General features: G+C 66.6%; 23 protein-coding genes. 8 read left to right on the plus strand and 15 right to left on the minus strand.

Annotation, left to right across the window (positions count from 1 at the left end; translation table 11 throughout):
• The first annotated feature begins 106 nt into the window (after positions 1 to 106).
• A complete protein-coding gene (locus ACRCUN_RS04435) occupies positions 107 to 841 on the plus strand; it encodes a beta-phosphoglucomutase family hydrolase (RefSeq protein WP_462140443.1) in 735 nt (244 codons plus the stop codon).
• Between the two features lie 6 nt (positions 842 to 847).
• Complete coding sequence (locus ACRCUN_RS04440; RefSeq protein ID WP_462140585.1) at positions 848 to 3,202, plus strand: glycoside hydrolase family 65 protein; 2,355 nt, start codon at positions 848 to 850, stop codon at positions 3,200 to 3,202.
• Between the two features lie 3 nt (positions 3,203 to 3,205).
• Here the strand turns inward: ACRCUN_RS04440 and ACRCUN_RS04445 are convergent, their stop codons facing one another.
• Complete coding sequence (locus ACRCUN_RS04445) at positions 3,206 to 3,772, minus strand: TetR/AcrR family transcriptional regulator (RefSeq protein WP_462140444.1); 567 nt, start codon at positions 3,770 to 3,772, stop codon at positions 3,206 to 3,208.
• Positions 3,773 to 3,843: 71 nt separating this feature from the next.
• Between ACRCUN_RS04445 and ACRCUN_RS04450 the strand changes: the two genes are divergently transcribed.
• A complete protein-coding gene (locus ACRCUN_RS04450; protein ID WP_462140445.1) occupies positions 3,844 to 4,746 on the plus strand; it encodes a TauD/TfdA dioxygenase family protein in 903 nt (300 codons plus the stop codon).
• On the opposite strand, the gene ACRCUN_RS04455 is transcribed toward ACRCUN_RS04450, so the two are convergent.
• Entirely contained in the window at positions 4,736 to 6,694 is a 1,959-nt protein-coding gene (locus ACRCUN_RS04455; protein WP_462140446.1) for a YhgE/Pip family protein, read from the minus strand. The two genes, ACRCUN_RS04450 and ACRCUN_RS04455, sit on opposite strands and share 11 nt — an antisense overlap.
• Positions 6,694 to 7,413 carry a P-loop NTPase family protein gene (locus tag ACRCUN_RS04460; RefSeq protein ID WP_462140447.1) on the minus strand — a complete coding sequence of 240 codons (720 nt, stop codon included), beginning with the start codon at positions 7,411 to 7,413 and terminating at the stop codon, positions 6,694 to 6,696. The genes ACRCUN_RS04455 and ACRCUN_RS04460 overlap by 1 nt, the downstream gene beginning before the upstream one ends.
• Before the next feature lie 47 nt (positions 7,414 to 7,460).
• Here ACRCUN_RS04460 and ACRCUN_RS04465 point away from each other — a divergent pair, with 47 nt between their 5' ends.
• A complete protein-coding gene (locus ACRCUN_RS04465) occupies positions 7,461 to 8,084 on the plus strand; it encodes a TetR/AcrR family transcriptional regulator (RefSeq protein ID WP_462140448.1) in 624 nt (207 codons plus the stop codon).
• A gap of 3 nt (positions 8,085 to 8,087) precedes the next feature.
• Here the strand turns inward: ACRCUN_RS04465 and phoU are convergent, their stop codons facing one another.
• From phoU to guaB, 4 genes are all read right to left on the minus strand, one after another.
• Entirely contained in the window at positions 8,088 to 8,747 is a 660-nt protein-coding gene (gene phoU / locus ACRCUN_RS04470; protein ID WP_462140449.1) for a phosphate signaling complex protein PhoU, read from the minus strand.
• A 119-nt stretch (positions 8,748 to 8,866) separates the two neighbouring features.
• The gene (locus tag ACRCUN_RS04475) at positions 8,867 to 10,603 is read right to left on the minus strand and encodes a GMC oxidoreductase (protein WP_462140450.1); all 1,737 of its coding nucleotides are present in this window, start codon (positions 10,601 to 10,603) and stop codon (positions 8,867 to 8,869) included.
• Positions 10,604 to 10,790: 187 nt separating this feature from the next.
• The gene (locus ACRCUN_RS04480) at positions 10,791 to 11,918 is read right to left on the minus strand and encodes a GuaB3 family IMP dehydrogenase-related protein (protein WP_462140586.1); all 1,128 of its coding nucleotides are present in this window, start codon (positions 11,916 to 11,918) and stop codon (positions 10,791 to 10,793) included.
• A 28-nt stretch (positions 11,919 to 11,946) separates the two neighbouring features.
• Complete coding sequence (guaB, locus tag ACRCUN_RS04485) at positions 11,947 to 13,488, minus strand: IMP dehydrogenase (protein WP_462140451.1); 1,542 nt, start codon at positions 13,486 to 13,488, stop codon at positions 11,947 to 11,949.
• Positions 13,489 to 13,630: 142 nt separating this feature from the next.
• Between guaB and ACRCUN_RS04490 the strand changes: the two genes are divergently transcribed.
• Positions 13,631 to 14,035, plus strand: coding sequence for a DUF5319 domain-containing protein (locus ACRCUN_RS04490; protein ID WP_067843610.1), 405 nt, complete (start codon positions 13,631 to 13,633; stop codon positions 14,033 to 14,035).
• Here the strand turns inward: ACRCUN_RS04490 and ACRCUN_RS04495 are convergent.
• The 3 genes from ACRCUN_RS04495 to ACRCUN_RS04505 form a co-directional block, all read right to left on the minus strand.
• Positions 14,026 to 15,195 (minus strand): anti-sigma-D factor RsdA, encoded by a 1,170-nt coding sequence (locus tag ACRCUN_RS04495; protein WP_462140452.1) that lies wholly within the window; start codon positions 15,193 to 15,195, stop codon positions 14,026 to 14,028. The genes ACRCUN_RS04490 and ACRCUN_RS04495 overlap by 10 nt on opposite strands.
• Positions 15,188 to 15,766, minus strand: coding sequence for a sigma-70 family RNA polymerase sigma factor (locus tag ACRCUN_RS04500; RefSeq protein ID WP_067842651.1), 579 nt, complete (start codon positions 15,764 to 15,766; stop codon positions 15,188 to 15,190). Before ACRCUN_RS04500 ends, ACRCUN_RS04495 begins: the two co-directional genes overlap by 8 nt.
• A gap of 101 nt (positions 15,767 to 15,867) precedes the next feature.
• A complete protein-coding gene (locus tag ACRCUN_RS04505; protein WP_462140453.1) occupies positions 15,868 to 16,662 on the minus strand; it encodes a hypothetical protein in 795 nt (264 codons plus the stop codon).
• A 435-nt stretch (positions 16,663 to 17,097) separates the two neighbouring features.
• Here ACRCUN_RS04505 and ACRCUN_RS04510 point away from each other — a divergent pair, with 435 nt between their 5' ends.
• Positions 17,098 to 17,388, plus strand: coding sequence for a WhiB family transcriptional regulator (locus ACRCUN_RS04510; protein ID WP_067843608.1), 291 nt, complete (start codon positions 17,098 to 17,100; stop codon positions 17,386 to 17,388).
• 74 nt (positions 17,389 to 17,462) lie between these two features.
• Here ACRCUN_RS04510 and ACRCUN_RS04515 read toward each other — a convergent pair whose 3' ends face one another.
• Complete coding sequence (locus ACRCUN_RS04515) at positions 17,463 to 18,620, minus strand: GAF domain-containing sensor histidine kinase (protein ID WP_462140454.1); 1,158 nt, start codon at positions 18,618 to 18,620, stop codon at positions 17,463 to 17,465.
• 445 nt (positions 18,621 to 19,065) lie between these two features.
• Between ACRCUN_RS04515 and ACRCUN_RS04520 the strand changes: the two genes are divergently transcribed.
• Together ACRCUN_RS04520 and ACRCUN_RS04525 are read left to right on the plus strand one after the other, a co-directional pair.
• Positions 19,066 to 20,664: a GMC family oxidoreductase gene (locus ACRCUN_RS04520; protein WP_462140455.1), complete on the plus strand. Its 1,599-nt coding sequence runs from the start codon at positions 19,066 to 19,068 to the stop codon at positions 20,662 to 20,664.
• 152 nt (positions 20,665 to 20,816) lie between these two features.
• Positions 20,817 to 21,203: a hypothetical protein gene (locus tag ACRCUN_RS04525; protein WP_462140456.1), complete on the plus strand. Its 387-nt coding sequence runs from the start codon at positions 20,817 to 20,819 to the stop codon at positions 21,201 to 21,203.
• A 23-nt stretch (positions 21,204 to 21,226) separates the two neighbouring features.
• Here ACRCUN_RS04525 and ACRCUN_RS04530 read toward each other — a convergent pair whose 3' ends face one another.
• The 4 genes from ACRCUN_RS04530 to ACRCUN_RS04545 form a co-directional block, all read right to left on the minus strand.
• Positions 21,227 to 21,526, minus strand: a complete 300-nt coding sequence (locus ACRCUN_RS04530) for a hypothetical protein (RefSeq protein WP_462140457.1) — start codon at positions 21,524 to 21,526, stop codon at positions 21,227 to 21,229.
• Positions 21,527 to 21,609: 83 nt separating this feature from the next.
• Positions 21,610 to 23,229: a chaperonin GroEL gene (gene groL / locus ACRCUN_RS04535; protein ID WP_462140458.1), complete on the minus strand. Its 1,620-nt coding sequence runs from the start codon at positions 23,227 to 23,229 to the stop codon at positions 21,610 to 21,612.
• Positions 23,230 to 23,311: 82 nt separating this feature from the next.
• Positions 23,312 to 23,614, minus strand: coding sequence for a co-chaperone GroES (gene groES / locus ACRCUN_RS04540; protein ID WP_003892970.1), 303 nt, complete (start codon positions 23,612 to 23,614; stop codon positions 23,312 to 23,314).
• A gap of 178 nt (positions 23,615 to 23,792) precedes the next feature.
• Positions 23,793 to 24,248: a nuclear transport factor 2 family protein gene (locus ACRCUN_RS04545; RefSeq protein WP_462140459.1), complete on the minus strand. Its 456-nt coding sequence runs from the start codon at positions 24,246 to 24,248 to the stop codon at positions 23,793 to 23,795.
• Position 24,249 lies beyond the last annotated feature (1 nt).

Below are 24,249 nucleotides of genomic sequence, written 5' to 3' on the forward strand. Positions count from 1 at the left end.
CACGCCACCCGCATGGACCCGGTCACAAATCGCAATGCCGGTATGGGACCGCCAGAAAATGGGCATGGTGGAGTAGACCCGTCCCCAACCGAAAGTGAGGACGCCTGTGCTTGGGCTGCCCGAGCAGATCACGGCTTGCCTGTTCGATCTCGACGGTGTGCTGACCGATACGGCGAGCGTGCACAAGAAGGCCTGGAAGGCCATGTTCGACGACTATCTCCGGGTGCGCTCCGAACGCACGGGCGAGCAGTTCGTCGCGTTCGACATCGCAGGCGACTACCTGAGCTACGTCGACGGAAAGCGGCGGGAAGACGGGGTCCGGTCGTTTCTGGCGAGCCGCGACATCACCCTGCCCGAGGGCGGCCCGGACGACGACGCCGGCGCCGAAACCGTGCACGGCCTCGGCAACCGCAAGAACGAGATGTTCCACAAGACCCTGCGGGAGGATGGTGTCGAAGTGTTCGACGGCTCAAGGCGATATCTGGAGGCTGCCGCCGCCGCCGGGCTTCGGCGGGCGGTGGTGTCCTCCAGCGCCAACACCCGCGAGGTGCTCGAGATCACCGGGCTGGCCCAGTTCGTCGAACATCGGGTGGACGGTGTCACCCTGCGCGAGGAACACATCGCAGGCAAGCCGGCCCCCGACAGTTTCCTGCGAGCCGCCGAACTGCTCGACGTCACCCCCGCCCAAGCCGCGGTCTTCGAGGACGCGCTGTCCGGCGTCGCCGCCGGACGTGCGGGCGAATTCGGGTTCGTGGTGGGCGTGGACCGGGTCGGGCAGGCGCAGCAGCTGCGCGAAAGCGGCGCCGACATCGTGGTCACCGACCTGACCGAGCTGCTGTAGCCCATGATGATCACCCACGACGCCTACCCAGTCGAACCTTGGCAGATCCGCGAAACCCGGTTGGATCTCAATCTCCTGGCACAGTCGGAATCGCTGTTCGCGTTGTCGAACGGCCACATCGGTCTGCGCGGCAATCTCGACGAGGGCGAACCCTACGGTCTGCCCGGCACCTACCTCGCCGGGTTCTTCGAGGTGCGGCCGCTTCCCTACGCCGAAGCCGGGTTCGGCTATCCCGAGGCAGGCCAGACCATCGTCGACGTCACCAACGGCAAGATCCTGCGTCTCCTCGTCGACGACGAGCCGTTCGACGTCCGCTACGGCGACCTGATCGACCACGAGCGGACACTCGATCTGCGGGCGGGGACCCTGACCCGCCACGCCCGGTGGCGATCGCCCGCGGGCAAGCAGGTGCGCGTCGTCTCGACACGCCTGGTGTCGCTCGCCCAGCGCGGCGTCGCAGCGATCGAATACGTCGTCGAGGCGATCGACGAATTCGTCCGCGTGACAGTGCAATCCGAACTCGTCACCAACGAGGACCAACCGGAGACGACGGGCGATCCACGCGTCTCAGCGGTGCTCAAGCATCCGCTGCAGGCCGTCCATCACGAGAACACCGACCACGGCGCGCTTCTCGTGCACCGCACGCGCGGCAGCGGGTTGATGATGGCGGCCGCGATGGATCACGACGTCGAGGTGCCGGGCCGTGTCGAGGTCAGCACCGACGCCCGCGAGGACCTGGCCCGCACCACCGTCATCTGCGGGCTGCGGGCCGGCCAGAAACTGCGGATCGTGAAGTACCTCGCGTACGGCTGGTCGAGCCTGCGGTCGCGACCGGCGCTGCGGGATCAGGCGGCCGCGGCCATCACCGGTGCGCGCTACAGCGGATGGCAGGGTCTGCTCGACTCGCAGCGGGCCTACCTCGACGAGTTCTGGGACTGCGCCGACGTCGAGGTCGAAGGCGACCCGGACTGTCAGCAGGCCGTGCGCTTCGGGCTGTTCCATGTACTGCAGGCCAGTGCGCGCGCCGAGCGCCGTGCCATCGCGGGCAAGGGGCTCACCGGCACCGGTTACGACGGCCACGCGTTCTGGGACACCGAGGGTTTCGTGCTGCCGGTCCTGACCTACACCAAACCGCAGGCCGCGGCCGACGCCCTGCGGTGGCGCGCGTCGACGCTCGAGATGGCGCGCGAGCGTGCGGCGCTCCTCGACCTCAAGGGCGCCAGTTTCCCGTGGCGGACGATACGTGGCGAGGAATGCTCGGCGTACTGGCCGGCAGGCACAGCGGCCTGGCACATCAACGCCGATATCGCGATGGCGTTCGAGCGCTATCGCATTGTGACGGGCGACGATTCGCTGGAGAAGGAGTGTGGTCTTGCGGTGCTCGTCGACACCGCCCGCCTCTGGATGTCGCTCGGCCACCACGACCGCCACGGCGTGTGGCATCTCGACGGGGTGACGGGACCCGACGAGTACACCGCGGTGGTCCGCGACAACGTGTTCACCAATCTGATGGCCGCCCACAACCTCCGGGTCGCGGCCGACGCGTGCACCCGCCATCCCGACGCGTCATACGCGATGGGTGTGACGACCGAGGAGACCGCGGCCTGGCGCGACGCCGCCGATGCCGCCCACATTCCCTACGACGAGGAACTGGGCGTGCATCCGCAGTGCCAGGGGTTCACCACGTTGGCCGAATGGGATTTCAACGCGAACACGACCTATCCGCTGCTGCTCAATGAGCCCTACGTTCGACTCTATCCGGCGCAGGTTCTCAAGCAGGCCGACCTGGTGCTCGCGATGCAGTGGCAGAGCCACGCTTTCACCCCGGAACAGAAGGCCCGCAACGTCGACTACTACGAGCGGCGCACGACGCGCGACTCGTCGCTGTCGGCCTGCACGCAGGCCGTGATGTGCGCCGAGGTCGGGCACCTCGAACTCGCACACGACTACACCTATGAAGCGGCGATGATCGACCTGCGCGATCTGCACAACAACACGCGCGACGGGTTGCACATGGCATCACTGGCCGGTTCCTGGACCGCGCTGGTCGCCGGATTCGGCGGTCTGCGTGACGACGAGGGCATCCTGTCGATCGACCCGCACCTACCCGACGGAATCTCGTGCCTGCGTTTCCGATTGCGCTGGAAAGGATTTCGCGTGACGGTACACGCCGACCACGAACAGGTCACCTACACGGTCCGCGACGGGCCCGATCACACGTTGGCGATCCGGCACGCCGGGAAAGACCTCGTGATCAACACCAACGCGCCGACCACCGTCGCGGTGCAACCCGTGCGGCCGCTGCTCCCGGCGCCGCCGCAGCCGGTGGGACGTGAGCCTTTGCGCCGCCGCGGCGGCTAGTTATCACGGCGCGAGTATTCGCGCGATGTCGGCACCGACGCTTTGTTGTATGTCGGCGCGGCTGACCTCCTCGATGCCGGTCGCCGAGCGCAGGAACGGTTCGAACAGACGCCAACCCAATTGCAGGGCAACGGCATTGGCCACCGCGAGGCGGGCTTTGCTCTCGTCGTCGAATCTCGGCACCACCTCGTGGAGCAGGAGTGCGACGCCAGGGAACCGGGTCTGCAACTGGCCCACCGGATAGCCGTCGAGCAGTGCGCGTGCCATCACGCGCGTGTGCTGGTCGAGGGTCCGCTCGATCTCGTCGGCCGGAGCGCCGTCGCCCAACAGCGCCGTCAGGCGCGTCCCGAGATGTTCGAGCACGGCACCGACCAGGCGTTCCTTGGTGCCGAAGTGCCGGTAGACCAGCCCATGGTTCACGTTGGCCCGGGTGGCGATGTCGCGGATCGAGGTGCCCGCCGGACCCCGCTCGGCGAACAGTTCCGCGGCGGCGGCCAGCGTCGCCGCCACCACTTCGTCGCGACCGACGGGGCTTGCCGCGCGCTTTGCCGGTGGCGTGGGTGTAGTCACGCGGCTACACTAGCGGACGTGAGCGTGTAGTCATTTGACTACACCAGGCCCGACCAGCAGAGGACACGCCGATGACCGCCCCGACCACCGTTCCCGTTTCCGTGACAAAGCTCGGCAGCCGTATCGGCGCGAGGATCGACGGCGTCCGGCTCGCCGGAAGTCTCGATGACGCCACCGTCACCGAGATCCGTGCCGCACTGCTGCGGCACAAGGTGATCTTCTTCCGCGATCAGCACCACCTGACCGACGACGAGCAGTACGCGTTCGCCTGCCTGCTGGGCACGCCCGTCGGCCATCCCACGATCACGCAGGCGATGGGCCAGGAATCGATCATCACGCCGATCGACTCGGAGTACGCCAAGGCCACGCGCTGGCACACCGACGTCACCTTCGTGCCCAACTACCCCGCCGCCTCGATCCTGCGCGCGATCACCCTGCCCAGCTACGGCGGTTCGACGCTGTGGGCGTCGACGGCTGCGGCCTATGACGCGCTGCCCGAGGCGTTCAAACACCTCGCCGACAACCTGTGGGCCGTGCACAGCAACCGCTACGACTACGCCGCGGCAACGATCCCGTTGACCGAGGAACAGCAGCTCATGCGCGCCGCGTTCGAGAAGCCGGACTTCCGCACCGAGCACCCGGTGGTCCGCGTGCATCCCGAGACCGGTGAGCGGACCTTGTTGGCCGGAGATTTCGTGCGCGGATTCCTCGGCCTCGATCCCCACGAGTCGCAGACGCTGTTTGAGCTGCTTCAGCGGCGAATCACCATGCCGGAGAACACAATCCGCTGGAACTGGCTGCCCGGTGACGTCGCGATCTGGGACAACCGTGCGACGCAGCACCGTGCGGTCGACGACTACGACGACCAGCACCGCGTCATGCACCGGGTGACGCTGACCGGCGATGTCCCGGTCGACGTGCACGGACGGCACAGCCGCGGCCTGGCCGACGCGGCCCGGCTGGTCACATCTTGATCGCCGGCATGAGCCTGATCAGGTTCCACGTCCGGTTGCGTCGGGCCGACAGCGACGAGATCGCCAGCGCGCCCGCCCAGATGAGGAGCAGCGTGATGATGGCCTGCCAGAGCCGGTAGTCGATGCCGCCGAGGATGAGCTGACGTAAACCGTTGACGCCGTATGTCATCGGGTCGTAATTGTGCAGCACCTGGAACGGCCGTGAGGTGGTCTCCACCGGGTACATCCCACCTGCGCTCACCAGCTGCAGCATGAGCAACGCCATGATCAGGACACGACCCACCGCGGGGCCGACGAGTGCGTTGACCGCCTGCGTCGCCGCGACGAACGCACACGACACCAGCATCATGAACGCCAGCATCGCCACCGGGTGCACGACATGCATGCCGAGGGCGAAGCGCACCACGCAGTACAGGATGAGCGCCTGGAACAGTCCGATCACCGCCGCGGGCAGGTAGCTGGCGAGCACAACGCGTATCGCGAGCACCTCCGCGGCGATCGGCCGGGTCTGCAACGGCCGCAACACCATCCACAGCACGAGTGCGCCGAAGAACAGGGCCAGCGTGATGAAGAACGGGGCCATGCCGGTACCGAAATTCGGCGCGGCGTTCTCATGGGAGTTCTCCAGGTGAACGGGGCCGCCGATGGTGTCGGCGATCGCGTCCTTCTGCTGGGTGGTCCAGTTCGGTACCTGGTTCGCGCCGTCGGCGAGCTTGGCGGCCAGTTCGGACGAACCCGTCTTGAGTTGCGCCGTGCCGGACGTCAGCTCACCGGCACCGTTATCGAGTTTGGCGATGCCGCTTGCCAATTCGGCGTTCCCGGACGCGAGTTGCTGGGCGCCGCTTCGCAGTTGGGTCAGCTTGTCGGTCAGCTCCTGGCCTTTCGAGCCGACCTGGCCGAGCGCGGAGTTCAGTGGACTGCCCGGCGTGCGCAGATTCGTCGTCATCGAGATGGCGGCGTTCTCAGCGTCGGTGAGTTGCCTGCGGATCTCCGGCGTGAACTGGTGGCCGCGAAGCTGATCCTCGATGCCGCGCAGCGCGCCTACGGCGTTGACGGCCACCGGATCCTGGCTCGCCGACAGCTGGTCGATCACCGTGGACAGCGATGCGGCGGCGGCGTCCTGCGCATCGGCGATCATGCCGAGCTGGTCGTTGGCCTGCTGCAGCGCCGTCGCGCCCTGCTGCAGCTGTTCGGTGTCACCGCCGATCTGGGACAGCGCCTTGCTCACCGTCAGCAGCGGATCGGTCGCCTTGGTGATGCCGTCGGAAAGCTGCTTGGCCCCGGTGGACAGTTTCACCGAACCGGACCGCGCGGTGTCCAGTCCCGATGCCAGTTGGCCGGCACCATCGTCGACCTTCGCCGCACCGTCGGCGAGTCGGCCCGCGCCGTCGGCGGCCTGTTTGATGCCCGAGCCGGAGGTCACGACCACCGACAGCACCTGATTGATCGCCTGGCCCGATATCCGCGTCGACACCGCGTTGAGCACCTGATCGATCGCGGTGCGGCCGATGTTCGACGAGATGTAATTGTTCGCGTCGTTGTAGACCGCAATCAGGTTGGCCTGCTTCGGTTTCCCGGTCAGCGGCGACGCGATCGCCTCGCTGAAGTCGGGGGGCAACTCGAGCATGAAGTAGTACTTGCCGTGGTCGACTCCGCTGCGGGCCTCGTCGGCGTCCACGACGTGCCAGTCCATACTCGCGTCGTCGGTCAGACTCTTGGCGATCTCGGCCCCGGCGTTCACGTGCTGCCCCGACACCTCGGCACCCCGGTCGGAGTTGACCAGCGCGACCGGCATCTTGTCCACCTGGCCGAACGGGTCCCAATACGCCCACAGATACAACGCCCCGTACACCAGCGGCAGCAACATCAGCACGACGATGGCCGCGCGGGTCATCCGGCTACGGCCGAAGCGTTTGATTTCGGAGCCGAAGGCAAGTGCAGCCGGCATCAGTTGTCCTTCCCGATCAGAATGCGGTGATCGTGTAGGCCGTGGTCGGGAGCGTCGGAGCCGAGCGGGTTGGTGACCCCGACGACGACGGTGCGTTGCTCGGCGATGGCGCCGAGCCGCTCGATGGCAATCGCCCGCCGGGTGTTGTCGCGTACCTGCTCCAGGTCGCCGACGACGAGGATCGGGCGGTCCGAGAACCGCGCGAGTGTGACGCGCAGCAGAAACAGCTCCAGGTCGGACAGTTCGCTGATGTAGGTCTTGGCCGACGGCGCGGGCACGTCGCCGAACACCTCGGCGAGCGCGGCCTCTCCGGATTCGGCAGGCACCCGCGCGTACCACGGCGCGAGCCACCGGCGCTGCTCGGCGAGCACCGTCCGCACGGTCACCGACTCCTCCAGGTCGTCGATATCGGGAAAGGCCGCGATCGAGCAGTGGCGTCGGATGCCCTTGGGGTGGGTGTCACCCGCCACGGTCACCGTGCCGTAGGTCGGCTTGAGCCGGCCCGCGAGCGTCAGCAGCAGCGCCGTCTGGCCCCACCCGCCCGGCATCTGGATCGCGTGAAATCCCGGTGTCAGCTCAAGGTCGACATCGGAGAACAACGGCCCGTGTTCGCCGTCCACGCCGAGGCCGGATGCGCTGATCAGGGCCGGGATCACGTCGGCTTCGTCGCCCTCGTCGTCGGGATCCTCCGGCGGGACGGGGTCATCAACGTCCGTCATTCTCACACCTTTCGATACTCGCTAGTATCCATTCAATACTCACGAGTATGCTGTCAGGTATGTCGCCGGTCAAACCCGCACGTATCCGCCCCACGCGCGGCGAGGTCCGCGACCGCATCCTGGACGCGGCGCTTGAGGTGTTCGCGGCCGAAGGGTTCGCCGGCGCCACCATCGACGCGATCGGTCAAGCCGCGGGATTCACCAAGGGAGCGGTGTACTCCAACTTCGAATCCAAGGACGAGCTGTTCCTGGCACTCCTCGACCGCCAGTTCGAGACTCGCGGCGAGCTGATCGCGACCGCGTTCGACAGCGGCGGCGGCGATACCGCTGCCACTGCCGTCGCGTTGAGTCGATCAATGCTCGACTCGATTCACGAGCAGCACGAGTACCACATCGTGCTCATCGAGTACTGGCTTCGTGCGATGCGCGATCCGCAACTGCGCGAACGCCTGATCGCGCGCCGCCGCGCCGCCGCAGAGCAGGCACTGCACGTCGTCGAACAAGCGGGCACCACCCTGCCGCGTCACCAGCTCGACGGGCTCGCCCAGCTGGTCGTCACCATCAGCGCAGGCATCGCGATGGAAGAGGTCCTCCAACCAGGGACGATCGACACCGAGACGCTCGCGCGCCTCATCTCGGCGCTGCTCGAATCGGCGCCCGCCGGCGACTAGCGGTCAGGCCAGCTTCTTGTGCATCGGCATCCCGCCGGTCGCCTCGAAGATGACGCGCTTGCCGATCTCCACGGCATGGTCGGCGAAACGCTCGTAATAGCGGCCGAGCAGGGCGACATCGACAGCCGAGCACACCCCGGTCTGCCACTTGTGATCGATCAGCAGCGTGAACAGGTGCCGGTGCTCGGCATCGACGGCGTCGTCCTCGGCACGCAGCCGCGCGGCCGTGTCGGGATCGCGCGACAGCAAGACTTCCTGGGCGGTGCCGGCCAGCTGCACAGCCCTGGCGCCCATCTCGGCGAAGCTCGCGCGCACGTCGTCCGGCAACGCGCACTGCGGATGCCGCAGCCGCGAGATGTTGGCGACGTGCACGGCAAGCGCGCCCATGCGGTCGATGTCGGCGGCGATGTGCATCGAGCCGACGACCATCCGGAGTTCGCCGGCAACGGGCTGTTGCAGTGCGAGCAGTTTGAATGCCATGTGCTCGATCTCGCGGTTGAAGGCGGCGATGTGTTCGTGATCGGCGATGACTTCTTCGGCCAACACCAGATCGGCATCGAGCAAGGATCGTGTCGCGCGCTCCATCGCACTCTTGGCGAGGCCGCACATGTCGCTCAATTGCGCACCGAGCGCCGACAGCTCCTCGTGAAACACATCCCGCATGCCGAATCCTCCCAGCCGGGAGCCACTCCGCCCCCAAAGTTGGGGCTTATGTACCCAAACTAGCGGTGCCCTAATCCGGTTTGAAGTATCGATTGCGGGTGACAGCCCAGAACGCACCGTCAGCCGGCTGAGGTAACCGGCTCGATCGGCAACCGACGTAGCGCCGCGGGCGCCTCAACAGGCACGACCGGACGCTCGGGCGCGATCGGCGCCAGCCGGCGGTACGGCGCGCCCTGCGCCGGACGCTGATCCTGCTCACCCTTGTTGGGCCACAACGCTGCCGCCCGCTCGGCCTGTGCAGTGATCGAAAGCGATGGATTCACACCGAGGTTCGCCGAGATCGCGGCGCCGTCCATGACGTAGAGGGTCGGGTAGTTGTAGACCCGTTGGTACGGGTCGATGACACCGTGTTCCGGACTGTCGCCGATTGCCGCGCCACCCAGGAAGTGCGCGGTCAGCGGGATGTTGAACAGCTCGCCCCAGGTTCCGCCCGCGACACCGTCGATCTTCTTGGCGATCCGCCGGGTCACCTCGTTGCCGACCGGGATCCACGTCGGGTTCGGCTCACCGTGGCCCTGCTTGGAAGACATGATCCGGACGCCCAGCCGAGTCCGTTTGGTGAACGTGGTGATGGAGTTGTCCAGATGCTGCATCACCAGCGCGATCACGGTGCGCTCGCTCCAGCGGCTGGGGTTGAGCAGCCGAATGAGTTCGCGGGGGTTCTCGCCGGCCTGATTGAAGAACTGTCGCCAGCGTGGCACATCGGTGCCCTGCGGCCCCGCGCCGTCGGTCATCAGGGTCTGCAGCAGACCCATCGCGTTGGAGCCCTTGCCGTATCGCACCGGTTCGATGTGCGTGTCGGCGGTCGGGTGGATCGACGACGTGATCGCCACGCCGTGGGTCAGGTCGAGATCCGGCGCGACCGTGAGCCGTCCAGCGCCCACGATCGACTCCGAGTTGGTACGGGTCAGGACGCCGAGTTTGGCGGACAGCTTGTTCAGTTTCCCCGAGTCGCGCATCTTGAACAGCAGCTTCTGGGTGTTGTAAGTGCCCGCCGCCAGGATCAGATGCGTCGCGGTGAACTTCTTGCCCTTGCGGCGCAGCTTGCGTCCGGTCGACACCGTGGTGACCTCCCACAGCCCGTCGGGGCGCTGCTCGAAGCTCGTCACCGTCGTCATCGGATGTACGTGCGCGCCAGCGGTTTCCGCAAGTCCGAGGTAGTTCTTGACGAGCGTGTTCTTGGCTCCGTGCCGGCATCCCGTCATACATTCGCCGCACTCCAGGCAACCGGTGCGCGACGGCCCGGCCCCGCCGAAGTACGGGTCGGGCACCGTTTTGCCTGGGGTCTTCTGCCCGTCCGGGCCGAAGAACACGCCGACGGGCGTCGCCACGAACGTATCGCCGCACCCCATGTCGTCGGCCACTTCCTTCATGACCCGGTCGGCGTCGGTGAACGTCGGATTGGTCACCACGCCGAGCATGCGCTTGGCCTGGTCGTAATGCGGCATGAGCTCGGCACGCCAGTCGGTGATGTCCTTCCACTGCGGGTCGTTGAAGAACGGCTCCGGCGGCACATAGAGCGTGTTGGCGTAGTTGAGCGATCCGCCGCCGACCCCGGCGCCGGCCAGGATCATGCAGTTACGCAGCAGGTGGATGCGCTGGATCCCGTACATGCCGAACTTCGGCGCCCACAGAAACTTGCGCAGATCCCACGAGGTCTTGGCAAAGTCAGCGTCGGCAAACCGCTGCCCGGCTTCGAGCACGCCAACCCGATAGCCCTTCTCGGTGAGCCGCAGCGCACTGACGCTGCCACCGAATCCGGAACCGATAACCAAGACGTCGTAGTCAGGCTTCATGTGATCAGTATGACGCTACCGGCAGGTAACTTCTAGACAGGAGGCCCTAACTTGTAAAGGAGATGGCCGTTCCAGTCGCTCCACCTGGGCCCATTGTCACGCCAGCGCAACGCTCGAGGGCGACAGCCACTCCGGCGTGACAAAGGCGGGCGTGGGCCGGCGGACGGGCGCGCCGAGTAGCTCGGCGTCAAGAGCCGACCGTGAGCCCGACCTTCTGGAATTCCTTGAGGTCGCAGTAGCCCGCCTTGGCCATCGACCGGCGCAAGCCGCCGACCAGGTTCAGCGAACCGAACGGATCGTCGGACGGGCCCGTGAGCACCTGTTCCAGCGACGGCCGCTCACCCAGTGCCACCTGCAGCAGCGCACCGCGCGGCAGCGACGGATGCGCCGCGGCCGCCGGCCAGAACCAGCCGCCGCCCAGTGCCTCGGCCGAGGTCGCCAGCGGCGTGCCCAACACGACGGCGTCGGCCCCGCACGCAATGGCCTTGGCCAGATCGCCCGAAGAGTGGATGTCGCCGTCGGCGAGCACATGCACATACCGGCCGCCGGTCTCGTCCAGGTACTCACGACGGGCCGCGGCGGCGTCGGCGATCGCGGTCGCCATCGGGACGCTGATGCCGAGCACCTCGTCGCTCGTGGTCACGCCGCTCGTCGAGCCGTAACCGACGATGACGCCCGCCGCGCCGGTGCGCATGAGGTGCAGCGCCGTGCGGTGGTCGAGCACGCCGCCGGCCACCACCGGCACGTCGAGCTCGGAAATGAAGGTCTTTAGGTTGAGTGGCTCGCCGTCCTGCGCGACACGCTCGGCCGAGATGATGGTGCCCTGGATCACCAATAGGTCGATGCCGGCCTGGACCAACGTCGGTGTGAGCGCCTGGGCGTTCTGCGGGCTGACCCGCACCGCCGTCGTCACCCCCGCTTCGCGGATCCGGGCCACCGCCGCGCCGAGCAGATCGGGATCCAACGGAGCCGAATGCAGTTGCTGCAGCAGCCGGATCGCCGCCGAGGGTTCGGGCTCCTTTGCCGCGGCCTGGATGACCTGAGCGATCTTCTCCTCGACATCGGCATGCCGACCGATCAGGCCTTCGCCGTTGAGGACGCCGAGCCCGCCGAGCCGGCCCATTTCGATCGCGAACTCCGGCGACACCAGCGCATCGGTGGGATGCGAGACCACGGGGATCTCGAACCGGTAGGCATCGAGCTGCCACGCCGTCGACACATCCTTCGACGAGCGCGTGCGCCGCGACGGCACGATCGTGATGTCGTCGAGTTCGTAGGTGCGGCGGGCGGTTCTGCCCATGCCGATTTCAACCATGTCACGCATGACCTGAAGACTCCCCTTGTCAGCGGGTGTAGTAGTTGGGTGCCTCGACAGTCATCGTGATGTCGTGCGGGTGGCTTTCCTTGAGCCCGGCCGCCGTGATCTGCACGAACTGCGCCTGCTGCAGCTGCTCGATGGTGGCCGAGCCGGTGTAGCCCATCGCGGCGCGCAGCCCGCCGGTCAGCTGGTGGATGACCGTCGACAGCGGCCCGCGGAACGGCACACGCCCCTCGATGCCTTCCGGCACCAGCTTGTCCTCGGAGAGCACATCGTCCTGGAAGTAGCGGTCCTTCGAGTAGCTCTTCTGCGGGCCACGCGTCTGCATGGCGCCGAGCGAGCCCATGCCGCGGTAGCTCTTGAACTGCTTGCCGTTGACGAAGATCAGCTCGCCGGGCGACTCGGCGGTGCCCGCCAGCAGTGAACCGAGCATCGCGGTCGAAGCACCGGCCGCCAGCGCCTTGGCGATGTCACCCGAGTACTGCAGACCGCCGTCGGCGATCACCGGGACGCCATAGGGCTTGCACGCCGCGACCGCCTCCAGGATCGCGGTGATCTGCGGTGCGCCGACACCGGCGACCACACGCGTCGTGCAGATCGAGCCGGGACCCACACCGACCTTCACCGCGTCGGCACCGGCCTCGACCAGTGCGGCCGCGGCGGCGCGGGTCGCGACGTTGCCGCCGACCACCTCGACGCGGTCGCCGACCACCGTCTTGAGCCGGTGCACCATGTCGAGCACCCCGCGGTTGTGGGCATGTGCGGTATCGACGATCAGCACGTCGACCCCGGCGTCGACCAGTGTCATGGCCCGGGTCCAGGCGTCATCGCCGACGCCGACGGCTGCCCCGACCAAAAGCCGGCCGTCGCTGTCCTTGGTGGACAACGGGAACTGCTCGGTCTTGACGAAGTCCTTGACGGTGATGAGACCCGTGAGCTTGCCGTGCCCGTCGACAATGGGCAGCTTCTCGATCTTGTGCCGGCGCAACAGCCCGAGCGCGGCCTCGGCCGAAACGCCTTCCTGGGCCGTGATCAACGGTGCCTTGGTCATCACCTCGGAGACCGGCTTGTTCTGGTCCACCTCGAAGCGCATGTCGCGGTTGGTGATGATGCCGACGAGTTCACCGGTGTCGTCGACGACCGGCAGTCCGGAAATACGGAAGCGCGCGCACATCGCGTCGACCTCGGCGAGCGTGTTGTCCGGCGAGCACGTCACCGGATCGGTGACCATGCCGGCCTCCGACCGCTTGACCGTCTCGACCTGCCCCGCCTGCTCGCCGACCGGAAGGTTGCGGTGCAACACGCCCATGCCACCGGCGCGGGCCATCGCGATGGCCATGCGCGCCTCGGTGACGGTGTCCATGGCGGAGCTGACAAGCGGCACCCGCAGCCGGATCTTGCGGGTCAGCTGGCTGGAGGTGTCCGCGGTAGCGGGCACCACATCCGATGCGGCAGGCAACAGCAGCACGTCGTCGAACGTCAGGCCGAGCATGGCGATCTTGGTCGGATCGTCGCCGCCGGTCGGCACCGGTACGGCGATGGGAACGCTGCTTTCAGCGATCGACATGGGCGGGGCCCTCCAGTGAGCAGACGCGGGCGCGGACTTCTCACCTAATCTTATCGGCTCATCTATCGGCCGCGATGTTGCCGCTTCGTTGCACATCGGGACGGCTGGCGCGATACCTGTGGGGCTGCGTAGTGTGGAACACGTGCGTGACCACCTTCCACCTGGTTTGCCACCCGATCCCTTCGCCGACGATCCGTGTGACCCTTCGGCTGCGCTCGACGCGATCGAGCCGGGCCAGCCACTGGACCCTCAGGAGCGGACGGCTGTCGAGGCTGACCTCGCCGACCTCGCGGTGTATGAGGCGTTGTTGGCGCACAAGGGGATTCGCGGTCTGGTGGTGTGCTGCGACGAATGCCAGCAGGACCACTACCACGATTGGGACATGCTGCGCGCCAACCTGCTGCAGCTGTTGGTCGACGGAACCGTGCGCCCGCACGAACCCGCCTACGACCCCGAGCCCGACGCGTATGTGACGTGGGACTACTGCCGGGGTTATGCCGACGCCTCACTCAACGAGGCCACGTCGGATTCCGACGGCTACCGCTGACCGTTCCCGTTTCCGTGCCCGCCCATCCCCGGTAGCAGGGGCAATTCGATCATCGGCGCGGATTGCTCGTTCTGATTGTCGTCGGCGGCCCCGCCCTGCGCAGGTTCGGGTTCTTCCGCAGGCGGGATCGCCACCTGGGGCAACGTGGTCGTCGTGGTGCGGGTAACCGGCGGCAACGACGGCGCGCTCGTCGGCTCGACGGTGGGTTCCGGCTCCGTCGTGACGGCCGGTGCGGGAACCGTGGTGACAGTGCTGGGCGCCGGCGTGGTCACCACAGTGGTTTGTGAGGTCGGCGGCAATTCGACCGCCGGGCTCGACGGCGTGACGGTCGGCGACGACGGCGGCGTCGATGGCTCACTCGTGTTCGTCGGCGATGACGTCTCCGTCGACGGCGCGGTCGTCGACGTGGTCGGGCTGGTCGGTTCCGACGACGGCGTCGTCGACTCCCCCGGCGACGAGGTTTCCGAAGGCGAACTCGTCGGGCTCGTCGACTCGGACGGGGCCGTGCCCGGCGTGGTCGTCACAGTCACCTCGGGCAGCACCGGCGGCGGCGCGTCCGGCGGAACGGTCGCGTTCGGATCGCGGCTTTCCACCTTGACCGACAGCTCCTGCCACTGGGTGACGAGTTCCTGCTTCTGCTCGGCGTCACCGACGGTTGCGACCGTGGTCGTCAGCGTCTGCAGTTTCTGCTGGGCCTCCTGCCACTGGCCCTGATCGATCAGCTGCTGCACCTGCTGCAGTTCGCTCGAAGCGAGCTCCACTTGAACGTCGCGCCGAACCTGCTCGCCGAACAATGCGCTGCGCATGCCGTACAGGGCGTCTCCCGGGCCCGCGCCGTAGACCGCCGCGCCGAAGCCGCCCAGGCACAGCATCGCGGCCGCGACCGAACCGACGAGCGCCAACGGCGCGCGGGTGCGGTTACGCGAAGTCGCCCGGTTGAGCGCGGCGACAGCGTCGCGCGGGGCGACGATGCCGGTCATGGGTTTTTGCCGCGCCTCGTCTCGCCAGCCGGCCAGCAGATAGGCCAGTTCAGCCTCTTCGGGGTCGGTCGAGTAGACCGGCCGCTCGAGTGAGAGCGCTTCGATGAACCGGTCGGTGCGGTTGATCTCGTTGAGTGACGGATCACCGCCGTTGGAAGTCCAGCGTCCGAAGTCAGGCATGGTCACGCCCCGTCGCCATGATCTCCGTCTTGAGCCGCGCCAGCGCCCGGTGTTGGGCCACCCGCACCGCACCAGCAGTGCTGCCGACGGCCTCGGCGGTCTCCTCGGCGCTCATGCCCACCACGACGCGCAGGATCAGGATCTCGCGCTGCTTCTCCGGCAGCACCGACAGCAGCTTCGCCATGCGTGCCGACGATTCGGAGTCGAGCGCGGATTGCTCGGGGCCCGCGTCAAGCGAGAACCGCTCGGGCACCACGTCTGTGGGCTCGGCGCGGTTCCTGGCCGCCGCGCGATGCGCGTCGGCGACCTTGTGCGCAGCGATGCCATACACAAAGGCCAGGAACGGGCGTCCCTGATCTTTGTATCGCGGCAGCGCCGTTATGGCGGCCAAGCAAACCTCCTGCGCAACGTCATCTGCTGAGAGACCACTTCGCTCGGTTGACCCGACCCTCGCCCGGACATACCTGACGATGATCGGCCGAATGATCTCCAGCACTTCCCGGAGCGCGTTCCGATCGCCAGCCACTGCCTCAGCAACGACAGCGTCGAGACGGTCTCCCGAACTTGTCATCGTGGGCGATATCTCCAGCGTTACGTAGCACCGACACCCGTGGGTCGGTTGGTTCAGCTAAACAATAACGATCGGCTACGGGTGGCCCGGCTCAATATGGGTCAGTGCCCGGACCACACTCCTCCTCTGCGACGCACTGTATCTGCGCTGACGTCGCGGATATCGCAGACTTGCGCGGCCGTGTACGCGGTGCTGCCGATGCCGGCGAGCAGACAGGCCAACGCCCACCGCAGCGGGATCATTCCGGACTTGTCGGCGCTGAGCAGCGCCGCGTCGGCCACCGCACGCGCGGCGTCGAGCCGACCGGCCGTGCACAACGCGGCCGCGAGCACCACATCAGATTTGATCGCGTGGCGCGTCGAGCCATAGATGGCCGCCGCGGCGACCCCGCGCTCGGCATGGCCGACGGCGGTGTCGCCGTCGCCGCGAGCCATCGCGAGCTCCGCGCTGACCCACTCGAGCCGTACGGCCGTCCGCGACCGCTCGCCGCCGTCGATCAGATGTGCGCGCTCCAGAAGCCGGGCCGAAACCCCGAATCTGCCGACGCCGAGCGCATCGGCAGCCAACCCGACGAGCGCATCCGATGCGGCCTCCACGTCACCGCCGCAGTGTGCCCATGCCATCCCGTCGGCGCCACGGGCGCGCGTATGCCATCCGGTCTGGCGCAAAAACGACGCGCGGGTGCTGTGCGCCAGCGACAGCAACGAACCCGACGCCGTTCGGCTGAGCTCGGCCAGTTCAGCGAGCGCGCATCCGTAGCGACCTTGTCCCCCAGCGGCGACCGCGCGCAGCCACCTCTCCTTCGGCGATGTCGCACTGGGCAACGGCCAGCATCCCGGGTCGTCGCCGAACGCGACGTTAGCCAGCACCGCGGCGGCTTCTCCTGTTGCGGTCATCGATGGGCGACGCTATCAATAGGCCATCAAATGTGGGTCCGCGGGAACCGGGTACCGCCGGATACAGGTATTTAACATTCCGCGATCAGCATTAGTTAACAATTGATGGCCCTCATGTTAATGCCAAGTCAACTATCTACCGGGCGCTAGGAAATCTTTTCGACTGCTCGACCAGCACGAACAGCGGAAACAGGTTAACCTCTCCTCACGCCCTAACACGGTTGTCGCGGCCAGCGCATCACAACGATGAACGTGATGTAAATTCTCGACCTGCGGTTATGTCATTGAGCACACGTTCAGGCTATTGACGGGAATTATTGAGCGCCCCTAGTTTGTGTGCACGAGAGGTCATCGGCGACACGTGCTCAGTTCGGTTCCACCGACTCACGCCCACTCCGCAACAGCGAATTGGGCGCGCAGAGAGGGGTTTTCCTAATGCCGCAGCCGCAGCAGCTACCCGGACCCAATGCGGACATCTGGGATTGGCAGATGCAGGGCCTTTGCCGTGGCGTCGACTCGTCAATGTTCTTCCACCCCGACGGTGAGCGCGGACGCGCCCGAGCTCAGCGCGAGATGCGCGCCAAGGAGATGTGCCGCAGCTGCCCCGTGATCGCCCAATGCCGGTCGCACGCACTGGCCGTCGGTGAGCCCTACGGCATCTGGGGCGGGCTGTCCGAATCCGAGCGCGAGCTACTGCTCAAACGCGGCATTCGTCGCAGCGCCTGAGCCGGCCAGCAAATGCGATAAGACCCCTATTCCACCGTCGAATGGGGGCCTTATTGCTAGTGCGGCCCGTTCAGCTAGCGCGCCGCGGCCGTGGGAATCTCACAACTGAGCATCGTCCCGCGCCCTGGCCGACTGTCGAGCTCAAAGGTACCGCCCAGCGCCTCGATGCGATCCCGTAGTCCCCTGAGCCCGGTTCCGCGCATCGGATCGGCCCCACCCACCCCATCGTCCCGAACGCGCAGCCGCAACACGCGTTGCCCGGTCTCGGCACTCACCCACATCTCGGAAGCCTGGGCATGTTTCGCGGCGTTCGTCAGCATCTCGGCCACCGTGTAGTACACGGCCACCTCCACCTCCTCGGCGAGTCGTCGCGGTATCCGTACGTCGACGTCGACCGGGACGACCGAACGACGACCAAGGTCACGAAGCGCCGAGGGTAGCCCGCCCAGCGACAGTGTCGCCGGATGGACGCCGCGCGAAATCTCGCGTAGATCGTTCATCACATCGGTCAACTCGATGGCAGCCGCAGCCGCTTCCTCGCGCAGTTGCTCGGTCGATCCCGTTTCCGACGCCGTCCGGAGTCTCAACACCAATGCGACGAGGCGCTGCTGCACACCGTCATGCAGGTCGCGCTCGATGCGTCGGCTCACCTCATATGACGTGGTCGCCATCCGGTGGCGCAGAAACTCGAGTTCAGCACGGCTCTGCGCGCTGGCCACCGCGGTCGCGACGAGATCGGTGAATTCACTCATTCGCTGCTCGGTGTCGCCCGGCAGCGGGCCGGCGCCGGAGCCGACGGCGATCATGCCCCAGAGTCGGCCATGAACATGGATGGGCATGCCCACCGCAGACAGCAGGCCCTCTCGGACATACGGTTCGCCGCCGGGCACATGCCGGTAGTCGTCGACACGTGCGGGCCGACCGGTCGTCCGCACGACTTCGGTGAGCCCGGTCGGCGGATAACCCTCCCAGCGCTCACCGACCCGCACGTGCGGCCCCGCAGTCCCCTCGTTTGCCAAAACCGTTGCAGAACCGTCGAGTTCGTACCTGATGAGCCGTGCCGTACCGCGGCCGAAGTGATGAAGGACTTCCCTCGTGACCGCGCTGAACACGACATCGGGATGTACGCCCTGCGCAATCAACGTCGCCAACCGCCGCAACGACGATTGGATGGCGGCAAGGTCGCGCACCTCACCACCCTCGCGCCCGGTGATCGGACCGATCCTGTGCACGCCGGTGGCGCCCGGCCGACATGACAACTACACCGTGCATTTCAAGATCAACGATGGGTGGCGTTCGTTCGTTCACCGCCGTTGCGCACTAGGGACGCCGGCACGGCGGGCGCCAGATCTCAGCGCCGCAGGCGCGGCAGTAATACGTGCGGTGGCCGCCATGGCCGGGCGTGCACAGGCACGGGAACCAGCCGACCAACACCTCGTTGGGGCCCAGCCGATGACCGTTCGGACAGCGCGGCGGCGCCGGTTCGGTCGTGCGCACCCGTCGATATTACTCGAACATATTTTCGAATGCCGTTGCCTCGAGCGTGCGCCTTATGCACGGTTTTCAGCCGGTTTGCGTGCACAGCCCCCACAGTCGGCCAACGCGCGGCCACGCATTGACAACGCTTCGATGCTGCGCCAACGTGGGCCCGAAGTACCCCCACGAAATGCGTGCCTTATGACAGCTTTCGACTACATCATCGTCGGTGCCGGTTCGGCGGGCTGCGTTCTCGCCAACCGACTCTCCGAACATCCCCGGACCAGCGTCCTTCTGATCGAGGCAGGCGGACGGGACCGAAGCCCGATGATCGCGACTCCCAAAGGAGTCGGCAAAATACTGGGAAACCCAAAGATCACGTGGCAGTACCCGGTCCGGCCTATCGGCCCTTCCCGGGTCGCCGAACACTGGGTGCGCGGAAAGACCCTGGGCGGATCGAGTTCCGTGAACGGAATGGTTTACAACCGTGGCAGCGCCGCCGACTACGACGCGATCGCGGCACTGGGCAATCCCGGCTGGGGCTGGAGTGACATCCTCCCCATCTTCCGCGCCATGGAGAATCACGAGCTCGGTGCCGGACCGATGCGCGGATCGGAAGGGCCACTGGGCATTTCGATCGACACCCACCGGCCGCAAATCTGCGATGACGTCGTTTCCGCAGGCACGAATCTAGGCTGGTCATCAACCGACGACATCAACACCAGCGACGCCGAACGGATCGGCCCCGCACCCCGAACCATCAAGAACGGTCGTCGGGTCAGCGCCGCGCACGCGTTTCTCCACCCGGTCACCCACCGCGCGAACCTCGTCGTCGCCACCGACACCACCGTCAATCGCGTGCTGTTCGAAGGGCACAGGGCGATCGGCGTGGATGGCGTCACGTCGCGGGGTACCACGGTCAGCTACACCGCCCGGCGTGAAGTCATCCTGTCCCTCGGCAGCATCTCGACGCCGAAACTACTGCAATTGTCCGGTGTGGGCGATCGTTCGTCGCTCCGAAGCCTTGGTATCGACACGATCGCCGACAGCCCCAACGTCGGACGCCGCATGCGCGAACACCGTTGCTTTGCCATCCAGTTCCGGCTCGACCGGCCCATCGGTTACAACCGGGATCTCAGCACGCCGCTGCGTCAGGCGATTACCACCGCCAAATACCTGGCGACCAAGCGCGGTCCACTCGCGGGTGCCGCATTTGACGTCGCCGCATTCTTCAAGACCTCACCCGAACTCGCGCGCCCAGATGCCCAAATACTCATGGCCCCATTCTCTTTGGCGCCACTTCAGCCGGGGAAAGCACCAACGGTCGAGCGTGAGCCCGGGATTCAGGCCATCGGGTACATCCTGCGTCCTGATAGCAAAGGATCGGTCGCCATCACATCCTCCGATCCGGGCGCGCCGTTGGACATCGACCCGTGCTTCTTCGCCACCGCGCATGACCGCACGACGGGCGCGGCGCTGTTCCGCACCATGCGCCAGTTGTTCACACAGCCACCTATCGCTGACCACCTCGTCGCCGAAACCCGGCCGGGCCCCGCAGTCGTCACCGACCAGGCCATCCTCGATGCCGCGCTCGACGAGGGCTATTGCGGCTACCACGCCGTCGGAACTTGTGCGATGGGCCCCGCGGACGATGACGTCGTGGACTCCGCACTGCGCGTACGCGGAGTTGACAATCTACGAGTCGTCGATTGCTCAGTGATGCCCACGATGGTGTCGGGCAACCTCAACGGTCCGGCGATGGCGATGGCTTGGCGCGCAGCCGATCTCATCCTTGAGTGAGTTGGGCACGCCGAAAACGCCAGGAGCAGAACACCGCCACCGTGAGCCCTATGCACGGTTTTCGAGCCGATGCTGTGCATAGGGCCCACGCTCGGCGATCCCCCGTCAACAACTGAGTTGCGAGCAAGAGCGAAGGCATCGACTATGACGGCATGTGCAGCAGGGATTCGACTCCGTCGGAACTGGAGTTCGAAACGGAGCTCGAAGCGTTGGTTCCCGGATTGGACTATTGGCTACGCGAGGACGACGACTGCACTCCGTGGCTGTGCGTATCGCGCGACTTCTGTGAAGGGCCTTGGATCGTCGACACCCTGCGGCTGGACGTCGATACTGCGGGCCTCCGCGGTGGCTGGAGCCCGAGGTGTCTGAACGGCGATGACGGGATGCGGGCTGAAGCAGCCGGCGTCGACGTCGCTGGCCCTGACGGCATCTGTCTGTCTGCTGCGAACCGATCAGGCGCCGAACTTGCGCGGCTCGCCGCTGAGTGGTTCCTCGAACATGAACGCCGGTGGCCGAAAAGCGGCCGAGCAGGCATCTAGAGCTGACGGAGACGCAACGGCATCTACGCGCCGCCCGTTGCTTGTGCCAGTTCGTGACGCAACCGCCTGATCTCAGCGACCAGCCGAGGCACATCCTGTCGCGCCGCTGCGATGAAGTTGAGGTCGGCATCGCTCGCGGCGGCCTTGTCACGAGATACGTACATGTCCTCTTCATCGTCGTCGAAACCGCCGACACGGATGAAGCTCGAGAAGCTGTCACCGGGACCTTCGATGAACGCTTCCCAGGGTGCTTTGCTCGCCGAGTCCGCGCGGTCAAGCATTGCGCTGAGTTCGGCGTCGCTGATCGGCTCGTCCTCGCTCACGCGGCCAACATACGGGAGCCCCACCGCTATTTCACGAAAACACCCCCGGCCCAATCGGACCGGGGGTGTCTCGTCAGCGGAACCTAGTGCGCGTGGCCGTGATGGCCGTGGCCGTGATCCTCTTCTTCGGCCGGCTTGTCGACGACAGCCGTCTCGGTGGTGAGAACCATGCGGGCGACCGACGCGGCGTTGAGGACCGCGGAGCGGGTCACCTTGGCCGGGTCGACGATGCCTGCGGCGACCAGGTCACCGAATTCCAGCGTCGCGGCGTTGAAGCCCTGCCCATCGGGCAGCTCGCTGACCTTGTTCACCACGACCGAACCGTCGAGCCCGGCGTTCGTGGCGATCCAGTACAGCGGAGCCGAGAGTGCCGAGGCGAACACCCCGACGCCCAGCGCCTCGTCGCCCGAGAGCTCACCGCGCAGCTTGTCGAGCCCCGCACGAGCCTGCACGAGCGCGGCGCCGCCGCCGGTGACGATGCCCTCCTCGACAGCGGCCTTGGCCGCCGCGACCGCATCCTCGACCGCTTCCTTGCGCTTCTTGAGATCGGTCTCGGTGGCGGCACCGACCTTGATCACCGCAACGCCGCCGGCGAGCTTCGCCAGCCGCTCCTGCAGCTTCTCGCGATCCCAGTCGGAGTCGGTGGTCTCGATCTCGGACTTCAGCTGCTTGACGCGATCGGTGACGGCATCGGCGGAGCCGCCGCCGTCGACGATCACGGTGCTGTCCTTGGTGACCACCACGCGGCGGGCCGAGCCCAGCACGTCGAGGCCGACCTCACGCAGCAGCAAGCCGACGTCGGGGTTGACGACCTGACCGCCGGTCACGACGGCGAGGTCTTCGAGGAACGCCTTGCGGCGGTCACCGAAGAACGGCGCCTTGACGGCGACGGCCTTGAGCGTCTTGCGGATGGAGTTGACCACCAGGGTCGAGAGCGCTTCGCCCTCGACGTCCTCGGCGATGATCAGCAGCGGCTTGCCGGACTCGGCCACCTTCTCCAGCAGCGGCAGCACGTCGGGCAGCGAGCTGATCTTGTCGCGGTGCAGCAGCACCAGCGCGTCTTCGAGCACCGCTTCCTGCGAATCGAAGTCGGTGACGAAGTAGGCCGACAGGAAGCCCTTGTCGAAGCCGACGCCCTCGGTGATCTCCAGCTCGGTGTTGAGGGTCGAGGACTCCTCGACCGTCACGACGCCGTCGTGGCCGACCTTGGTCATGGCCTCGCCGACCAGTTCACCGATCTGCTCGTCACGCGAGGAGACCGTGGCGACCTGGGCGATGGCGGTCTTGTCCGAGACCGGGGTCGCGGCAGCGATCAGTGCCTCGCTGACCGCGTCGGCGGCCTTGCTGATACCCGAACCGAGCGCGATCGGGTTGGCACCGGCAGCGACGTTGCGCAGGCCCGCCTTGACGAGCGCCTGTGCGAGCACCGTTGCGGTGGTGGTGCCGTCACCGGCGACGTCGTTGGTCTTGGTGGCCACCGACTTCACCAGCTGCGCGCCGAGGTTCTCGAACGGATCCTCGAGATCGATCTCGCGGGCGATGGTGACACCGTCGTTGGTGATCTGCGGACCGCCGAAGGCCTTGGCCAGCACCACGTGCCGGCCGCGCGGGCCAAGGGTCACCTTGACCGCGTCGGCGAGCTTGTCGACACCAGCCTCCATGGCACGCCGCGCAGTTTCGTTGAACTCAATCTGCTTGCTCATAGATGTCTTTCCTTGATACGCATACCGCCCCGGAAACCACCCGTGTTGGCACGGGGATCTCCGGGGCGGGACACGGGTGCTTTTACTTGGAGACGACAGCCAGCACGTCGCGGGCCGACAGGATCAGGTACTCCTCGCCGTTGTACTTGATCTCGGTGCCGCCGTACTTGCTGTAGATGACGGTGTCGCCCTCAGCAACGTCCAGGGGGATCCGCTTCTCGCCGTCCTCATCCCAGCGGCCGGGGCCAACTGCGACGACGGTGCCTTCCTGCGGCTTCTCCTTGGCGGTGTCGGGGATGACCAGACCGGAAGCGGTCGTGGTCTCGGCCTCGTTGGCCTGAACGAGGATCTTGTCCTCGAGTGGCTTGATGTTCACGCTCGCCACGATGGAGCCCTCCACTTGTTGGGGTGTGGATCCGGGGAGTTTCCCAGATGCCGGTTACCAGGTGTTCGGCATGCGCCCGTGCCCTCGCTCCGTCGTCGCGGGTGCCGGCGCTGGGGTTGGCCGCGTGCCACCTAGCACTCTATACATGCGAGTGCTAGCACTCAAGGTTGGCCCGTGATTACCCGCCGAACGCGCTCGGATCAAGCGTGAGGTGCGCCGATACATCCCCGACCATCTCGACGTCCACCTTGCGTTCGGTGAAAAACCAGCCCTGCTCGTCGCGGGTGAACGCGTCGAAGTATCGGCCCACCACGATCGGCTGTAGCGGCACGGTATCGGCGTTCTGCACCACTACGAACGTCGAGCGAGCCCGTGCCTGTGCACCGTCGACATCGACGATCGGATTCAGCACGAGGTGCCGGGTCCGCGGGGTGTTCCCGTGGTCGGGATAGCGCCGGGTGGTCGCGGCGAACAGTTTCGCGATGGCCTGCTCCCCCGACGTCGAGTGCGACGCCGTGCCGGCGAACGTGGCGCGGCTCAGCAGCTTGCCGACGCCGTCGAAGTCGCCGGCATCGATCAGCTCGGCATAGCGATACAGCAGCTCGGTGATCGCCAGCTTGTCCGCAATCGTCATC

The sequence above is a fragment of the Mycobacterium venezuelense genome (assembly GCF_054919535.1).

Coding starts and splice junctions, on each gene's coding strand:
- ACRCUN_RS04440 (WP_462140585.1), top strand. CDS start 848: ATGATCACCCACGACGCCTACCCAGTCGAACCTTGGCAGATCCGCGAA.
- ACRCUN_RS04450 (WP_462140445.1), top strand. CDS start 3,844: ATGACCGCCCCGACCACCGTTCCCGTTTCCGTGACAAAGCTCGGCAGC.
- ACRCUN_RS04455 (WP_462140446.1), bottom strand. CDS start 6,694: ATGCCGGCTGCACTTGCCTTCGGCTCCGAAATCAAACGCTTCGGCCGT.
- ACRCUN_RS04460 (WP_462140447.1), bottom strand. CDS start 7,413: ATGACGGACGTTGATGACCCCGTCCCGCCGGAGGATCCCGACGACGAG.
- ACRCUN_RS04465 (WP_462140448.1), top strand. CDS start 7,461: ATGCTGTCAGGTATGTCGCCGGTCAAACCCGCACGTATCCGCCCCACG.
- phoU (WP_462140449.1), bottom strand. CDS start 8,747: ATGCGGGATGTGTTTCACGAGGAGCTGTCGGCGCTCGGTGCGCAATTG.
- ACRCUN_RS04475 (WP_462140450.1), bottom strand. CDS start 10,603: ATGAAGCCTGACTACGACGTCTTGGTTATCGGTTCCGGATTCGGTGGC.
- ACRCUN_RS04480 (WP_462140586.1), bottom strand. CDS start 11,918: ATGGTTGAAATCGGCATGGGCAGAACCGCCCGCCGCACCTACGAACTC.
- guaB (WP_462140451.1), bottom strand. CDS start 13,488: ATGTCGATCGCTGAAAGCAGCGTTCCCATCGCCGTACCGGTGCCGACC.
- ACRCUN_RS04495 (WP_462140452.1), bottom strand. CDS start 15,195: ATGCCTGACTTCGGACGCTGGACTTCCAACGGCGGTGATCCGTCACTC.
- ACRCUN_RS04500 (WP_067842651.1), bottom strand. CDS start 15,766: ATGACAAGTTCGGGAGACCGTCTCGACGCTGTCGTTGCTGAGGCAGTG.
- ACRCUN_RS04505 (WP_462140453.1), bottom strand. CDS start 16,662: ATGACCGCAACAGGAGAAGCCGCCGCGGTGCTGGCTAACGTCGCGTTC.
- ACRCUN_RS04510 (WP_067843608.1), top strand. CDS start 17,098: ATGCCGCAGCCGCAGCAGCTACCCGGACCCAATGCGGACATCTGGGAT.
- ACRCUN_RS04520 (WP_462140455.1), top strand. CDS start 19,066: ATGACAGCTTTCGACTACATCATCGTCGGTGCCGGTTCGGCGGGCTGC.
- ACRCUN_RS04525 (WP_462140456.1), top strand. CDS start 20,817: ATGTGCAGCAGGGATTCGACTCCGTCGGAACTGGAGTTCGAAACGGAG.
- groL (WP_462140458.1), bottom strand. CDS start 23,229: ATGAGCAAGCAGATTGAGTTCAACGAAACTGCGCGGCGTGCCATGGAG.
- ACRCUN_RS04545 (WP_462140459.1), bottom strand. CDS start 24,248: ATGACGATTGCGGACAAGCTGGCGATCACCGAGCTGCTGTATCGCTAT.